This is a genomic window from bacterium (assembly GCA_040753085.1).
Taxonomy (GTDB): Bacteria; UBA9089; JASEGY01; order JASEGY01; family JASEGY01; genus JASEGY01.
In genome coordinates, this window is sequence record JBFMHI010000163.1 from 1 (window position 1) to 6,162 (window position 6,162).

Below are 6,162 nucleotides of genomic sequence, written 5' to 3' on the forward strand. Positions count from 1 at the left end.
ATGTAAAGCTCATACCGGAGCAGCCCGCAGCCGCCATCACCGCTCTCATTCCAGGTCAAGGTCGGTAACTGCACATTGGTGCAATGCTCATCGGCCGGTGAGCTGAGGGTGAAGGTATCCGGGGCAGTGGTATCGATACAAATTTGGCTAGCAGTAGTAGCAGCAGTATTTCCGCCATTATCATAGGCTATCACATACCAAGTGTAGGTAACTCCATCCGACAAATCAGAAGATGGTTGGGACTGGGTATTTGATGAGTCTACAAAGACAGTCTGTGTATTTAACCCATCGCCAATCTTTAAGTCATATCCACATAGACCGGAGCCACCATCGGTTGAATCCTGCCATTTAAAAGTAGGTGAAACTACATTAGTGCAGGTATTATTATCCGGTGATATAAGTCCGAAGGCATTAGGAGAAGCGCTGTCAGAATTATAAATCGAATTCTGAGATCCGGGAGAACTATTGCTACTATTACCCCAATTGCAAAACACATCAGTGCCATCAGGATTTTTTCTTTCTACTGAGAGACCTGCAGTTGAGGGTAAAGAAGGGTAGCCACCATAAGTACTTACTGGATTCCCCGAATTATCCAAAAGAGAAATTAGATCATCTACTGCTAATTGTGATCCTCCTAAGACATTACCATTTTCGATAGTCAATATTATTGTTCCTGCTGCAATACTGTAAGTATCACCTGCACCATAATCGGGGTCTAAAATAACAGCATATCCTCCAGGAGGGATAGATGTAGTATCATTTATACATCCTGTTATACTAAGACCTCGAGCGCCTCCCGTATCAATAGTATCAGAATCATCTCCATCATTAAACGTCCAGTTGACAATATCAATTGTAACTGGCCCGGTATTATATAGCTCAATAAACTCAAGTCTGGTATCATCACTGGTAAGATTCATCACCTCATTAATCACCACACCTGCCCTGACCATCTCAGGACTTAACCCTAAAAATAAAAATATAGCCACTACCAATAATGGATATAAAAAGGCCCCTTCTTTTTTCATACCCCCTCCTGGCTTATCTTTCTCCAAGATTCGATTCTCCCTTTTCGAGTTCATATCTACTTTACCACACGGTTTCAACAACTTTAAGTTCTGTAAGCTGTTTATGTTTTGTAATTAGGGAAGTATTTAGATAGAGTGCAGTAGCTACAATGAGTTTATCATGCATTTCTAAACCAGCTTCAATTGTATCGGCAACTTCAAGAATGTCAATATCTAACGGCGCTATTTCAAAGTTTTCAAGCCGTTCTATCTTTGCCAGTGTTTGTCTGAAGGTCAAGGGAATCCTTCCCTTCTGAGAAATAAACATAATCTCAGCCAGTACTACTGCTGGAATTATTATAATTCCTTGCTCTACAGTTTGTTCAAAAGCGTTCAATGCCTTTGAGCTTAGTTTTGGGTCTTCCGTAAAATACCACACTAAAGAATGGGCATCAGCAGTATAATTCATATTTATTATTTCTCCTTGTATTCCAGTATAATTCATATTTATTATTTCTCCTTGTATTCATAAGGAAAAAGAGACTTTTTTGCTTGAAGCAGTAGATCCTCATCAACCCTGGCACCCTTCCAGATTCCTTTTAATGACCCCCGTTTCTCTTTTTTCCTTAATGAAGATGATGGAGTAAACTCTCTGTTCAATAGATAGACAATCTTATAAAACCAGGGCAGGACTTCATCAGGCATTTCTTGAACTTCTTTCAAAAGCCTATTTCTGTAATTTAGCATAATCTTATCTTCCTCCTTAACAATAAATTCCACCTTTAATTCTTTATTTAAAGCATGGGCTATTTTGAGTAATGTTTTCAAAGAATAACTGCCGTTGCCAGGACACTCTAATTTATAGATTGTTTGCCGAGAAGGATGCGATAACTTACCTAACTCTTGCCGTGTTAGCCCCTCTTCTTCTCTAAGCTTAGCCACTTGAATCGCTACCGAAGCAAAGACCTCTTCCTCCTTTTTCCCAAAGAAAAAATACAGGAATAGGGTGTCTGAAATTAGAGGTAACCGTTCAGCCACTGATTAACACGGATTAGCACGGATAAATAATAGAGGACAGAAGGCGGAGTTGTAGGGACAGAGCTTATCCCTGTCTGTTCCATAGGCGGACAACCACAAGGGTTGTCCCTACAACCTAATCACGGACACGACTCCCGGACACGGTTCACGGAAATCCGTGTTTCATCTGTGTGCATCCGTGGCTGAACGGTTACAAAAAATCTTCCATTATACGTTCGGCTCTTTCTACCTCTCTAACTGGAAGTCTATCTGTCTTTTTCACAAATCCATGAGTAAGCACAATCTTTTTCCCAAAGAAAAAATCAGGAATAGGGTGTCTGAAATCAGAGACCCTCTTATAGAAACAAATAGCGGTCACATTATATCATACCCCCAAACGCAAGTCAAGTTTTCAATATCCCCTCACCGCCATTCTCATTTTACCCGGCCACATTGGCGTTGTCCGCCAGGATGTTTGGCACCGCAGAGCAGACAGAGATCGTTGAGACATAAAAAAACCCTCACCAGGGTTGTCTTTTGGATAAACAAACAAACCCCTCTGAGGGCCTCCATTATCGTAATTAGTATAGCATATAACTTGAGACTCTGTCAAGGCTAAAAGTTAGCATTCAGGCGGCTATAATGAGGACTGCCATAAAATATCTTTTTTACTTGAAAATACCCCTCATCTGTGGTATAATAATCCATACTTGGAAATAGGCGACCAGGAATCAGACAAGGAGGAGGAAAATAATTTGGCTCTCCAAAAATTTAGCTTTGGATTCTCCAGCAAATCCTATCGATTAAATCTGGGCCATCGGTGGTTAAGCATCATCTTACTCAGTCTGATAGGGCTGGGGGCGAGTCCGTGCTTGTCCGATAATCCGGTTAGGCCCGAAGGCTGGCCGGTTAAAACCGGAGGTCCGGTTCGTTCCTCACCGCTCATGGGTGATCTGAATGGGGATGGTGAGAATGAAATTATTGTTGGTTCAGATGACGGTCGAATTTATGTTTTAACCTCAAGGGGAGATAATCTGACCGGTTGGCCGGTGGCCATTGGGGGCAAGATAGCTTCCTCGCCGGCGCTGGGTGACCTGGATGGAGATGGAAGGCTGGAAATTATTATTGGCTCTACTAATGGAAGTATCTATGCCTTAAATAACATGGGGATAAACATCCCTGGCTGGCCGGTAATGACCGGAGATCAGGTTACTTCTTCGCCGGCCCTGGGTGATCTGGATAGGGATGGATTTTTAGAGGTTGTGGTGGGGTCTGATGACGGAAGGCTCTATGCCTTAAAAAACAACGGCGATAATCTCACTGGTTGGCCGGCCAAAATCGGAGATTGGGTGACTTCCTCCCCGGCCCTGGGCGACCTGGATGCAGATGGCTCCTTAGAGGTGGTAGCGGGTTCACATGACCACAGAATTTATGCCTTTAAGGCAGATGGGTCGGTATTGCCAGGTTGGCCGGTAACCACTGGAGGTTGGGTCACCTCTTCGCCTGCCCTGGGGGACATCGACGGCGATGGGAAATTGGATGTCATCGTTGGATCAGAGGATCACAAGGTCTATGCCCTCTCAGCTAAAGGCACAGCCCTGCCTGGCTGGCCCTTTGAGACCGATGATATGATCACCTCCTCACCGGCCTTAGGGGATTTGAATGGAGATGGATCCCTGGAGGTGGTCATCGGTTCAGACGATTACGGGATATATGTCATTGATGGCAAGGGCCACCTTCTGCCTAACTGGCCGGTCAGCACCTCCGGTTATGTTGGTTCTTCGCCTGCCTTAGGTGATCTGGATGAGGACGGCCTCCCCGAGATAATAGTTGGTTCCGATGACTATCGACTTTACGCCTATAAAGCCGATGGCACGCCTCTTCCAGGATGGGATATAATAACTGGTGACTGGATTGACTCTTCCGTCTGCCTTGGAGACCTTGATAGAGATGAAGATATTGAGGTAGTCGTAGGTTCCAGAGACGGATATATCTATTGTTTCGATACCGAGGCAAGATATGATCCGGCCCATCTTGCCTGGCCTAACTTCAGACATGACCAGCAACACAGCGGGCTTTACGGGGAACCGCCAGAAATAACTAAAAAAAATACCCCACCCAGGATAACGCTTCTTAATCCATCCCGAACAGGCGCTGAAGCTGATACTTTCTATGTCTTGATCTGGAATGATGAAGATCCCGATGATGATGCCCTAATAAGCCTCTTTTACGACCAAGATCAGGTCGGATTCGACGGCCAACTAATCCAGGACAGAATAAGCGAAGATAACGAAGAGGATCGTTTCCTCTGGGACACTTCCAGACTCTCAGCGGGGGAGTATTTCCTTTATGCGGCCATCAGTGACCATAAAAACCCACCCTATTCCACTTACAGCGATGGACCGGTAAGAATAGTCCATCCGCCCCAAATAGTGGCTGATGTAACCAATAAACCGCCCAGGATAAGTTTACTTGGTCCAGCCAAAGGGGGACAACCGGTAGATCGCTCTTACACTATTGTCTGGCAGGATAAAGACCCCGATGATGACGCCCGAATTGGACTTTTCTACGATCAGGCTCAAACTGGCTTTAACGGCCGGCCTATCATAACCGGGCTATCCGAGAACGATGAAACAGATAATTACATCTGGGATACTTCTTCTATCCCGGAGGGAGATTACTATATTTATGCTACTATTGAGGACGGTAAACATCCGCCCTATTCGGTCCATGCCGCCGGACCGGTAAGGATAAGTCATCCCCGGGTATCTTCTGCCCTTCCCAAAGGAGAGGTGAAAATCAAGAATGGCTGGCCAGTAACCACGGAAGGGCCTATTTATTCTTCACCTGCTTTGTTTGACCTGGATGGAGATGGTCAGACAGAGGTAATTATCGGCTCTAATGACAAAAAACTTTACGCCTTAAAGGCCGATGGCAGCCGTCTTCCAGGCTGGCCGGTGGAGACGGCCGGCCCTATTTACTCATCACCTGCCCTGGGAGACATCAACAATGATGGAAAGATAGAAATCCTGGTAGGCTCTGATGATTACAAACTCTATGCCTTCAGACCTGATGGCAGCACGGTCCCGGGCTGGCCGGTGGAGACCGGCCGGTGGCTCAGATCATCGCCTACCCTGGGAGATATTGATGGTGACGGCAAGATAGAGATAGTAGTCGGCTCTAATGACTACAAGGTGCATGCCTTTGAGTCAGACGGAAGCGTGGTTCCAAAGTGGCCCATACCTACTGGAAGAGCGATTTATTCTTCATCTGCCTTAGCTGATCTGGATAGGGTCTCTGGCTTGGAGGTTATTATCGGATCTTACGATAATAATATCTATGCCTTCCATGCCGATGGGACCCAAGCCATAGGCTGGCCCATAGAAACCGGGCAGGCTGTTTACGCCTCCCCGTCGGCGGGTGATCTGGATGGTGATGGAAGATTAGAGATAGTAGTCGGTTCCTGTGACAACAATATCTACGCCCTTAAACCCAATGGAGAGACTCTGCCTGGCTGGCCGGTAACTACCGGTGATTGGATCCGTTCTTCAGCCGCCCTGGCCGATCTGGATAATGATGGAAGATTAGAAGTCATTGTTGGTTCCAATGATGATAAGGTTTATGTTCTCAAAGCCACCGGCGAACCCTTCCCTGGCTGGCCAATAGCCCTTAAAGATGATATCCTCTCTTCCCCCACGGTCGGAGACCTGGACGGAGATGGAACCCTTGAAATAGTCGTGGCTTCTAAAGACGGTCGAATATATGCCTTTAGTCCTGACGCCACGCTGCTGCCAGGCTGGCCTATATTTGCCGAAGGCGCCTTTCATTCTACGCCTGCCCTGGGTGATCTGGAGGGGGACGGAACCTTAGAGGTCATTATCGGCGCCCTGGACAGTAAGATTTATTGCCTCGAAGTCGGAGCCAAAGGCGCCAAAGGCCAGGCTCATCCCTTGCCTTGGCCGATGTTTCGAGGCAATCTGAGCCGGCAGGGAATTAGAACTCATTAACCGCAGGTAACCGTTCAGCCACAGATGCACACAGATGAAACACGGAAAATCCGTGAGCCGTGTCCGTGATTCGGGTCTGTCCTTAGGCTGTAGGGACAACCCTTGTGGTTGTCCGTCTACGGAACGGACAT

Annotated in this window: 5 protein-coding genes; 1 reads left to right on the forward strand and 4 read right to left on the reverse strand. The window is 46.5% G+C overall.

All coding sequences use genetic code 11. The annotated features are described in order from the left end of the window. The 4 genes from AB1797_12385 to AB1797_12400 form a co-directional block, all read right to left on the reverse strand. On the reverse strand, nucleotides 1–1,028 hold a 1,028-nt coding region (locus AB1797_12385), incomplete at its 3' end, for a lamin tail domain-containing protein (GenBank protein ID MEW5768396.1). Between the two features lie 61 nt (nucleotides 1,029–1,089). Continuing rightward, nucleotides 1,090–1,512 carry a PIN domain-containing protein gene (locus AB1797_12390; GenBank protein ID MEW5768397.1) on the reverse strand — a complete coding sequence of 141 codons (423 nt, stop codon included), beginning with the start codon at nucleotides 1,510–1,512 and terminating at the stop codon, nucleotides 1,090–1,092. A gap of 5 nt (nucleotides 1,513–1,517) precedes the next feature. Further along, on the reverse strand, nucleotides 1,518–2,045 hold the full coding sequence (locus AB1797_12395) for a helix-turn-helix domain-containing protein (GenBank protein MEW5768398.1): 528 nt from the start codon (nucleotides 2,043–2,045) through the stop codon (nucleotides 1,518–1,520). Between the two features lie 190 nt (nucleotides 2,046–2,235). Continuing rightward, nucleotides 2,236–2,403, reverse strand: coding sequence for a type II toxin-antitoxin system RelE/ParE family toxin (locus tag AB1797_12400; protein MEW5768399.1), 168 nt, complete (start codon nucleotides 2,401–2,403; stop codon nucleotides 2,236–2,238). A 376-nt stretch (nucleotides 2,404–2,779) separates the two neighbouring features. On the opposite strand from AB1797_12400, the gene AB1797_12405 reads away from it, so the two are divergent. Then, nucleotides 2,780–6,031, forward strand: coding sequence for an FG-GAP-like repeat-containing protein (locus tag AB1797_12405; GenBank protein ID MEW5768400.1), 3,252 nt, complete (start codon nucleotides 2,780–2,782; stop codon nucleotides 6,029–6,031). Nucleotides 6,032–6,162 lie beyond the last annotated feature (131 nt).

Coding starts and splice junctions, on each gene's coding strand:
- AB1797_12390 (MEW5768397.1), bottom strand. CDS start 1,512: ATGAATTATACTGGAATACAAGGAGAAATAATAAATATGAATTATACT.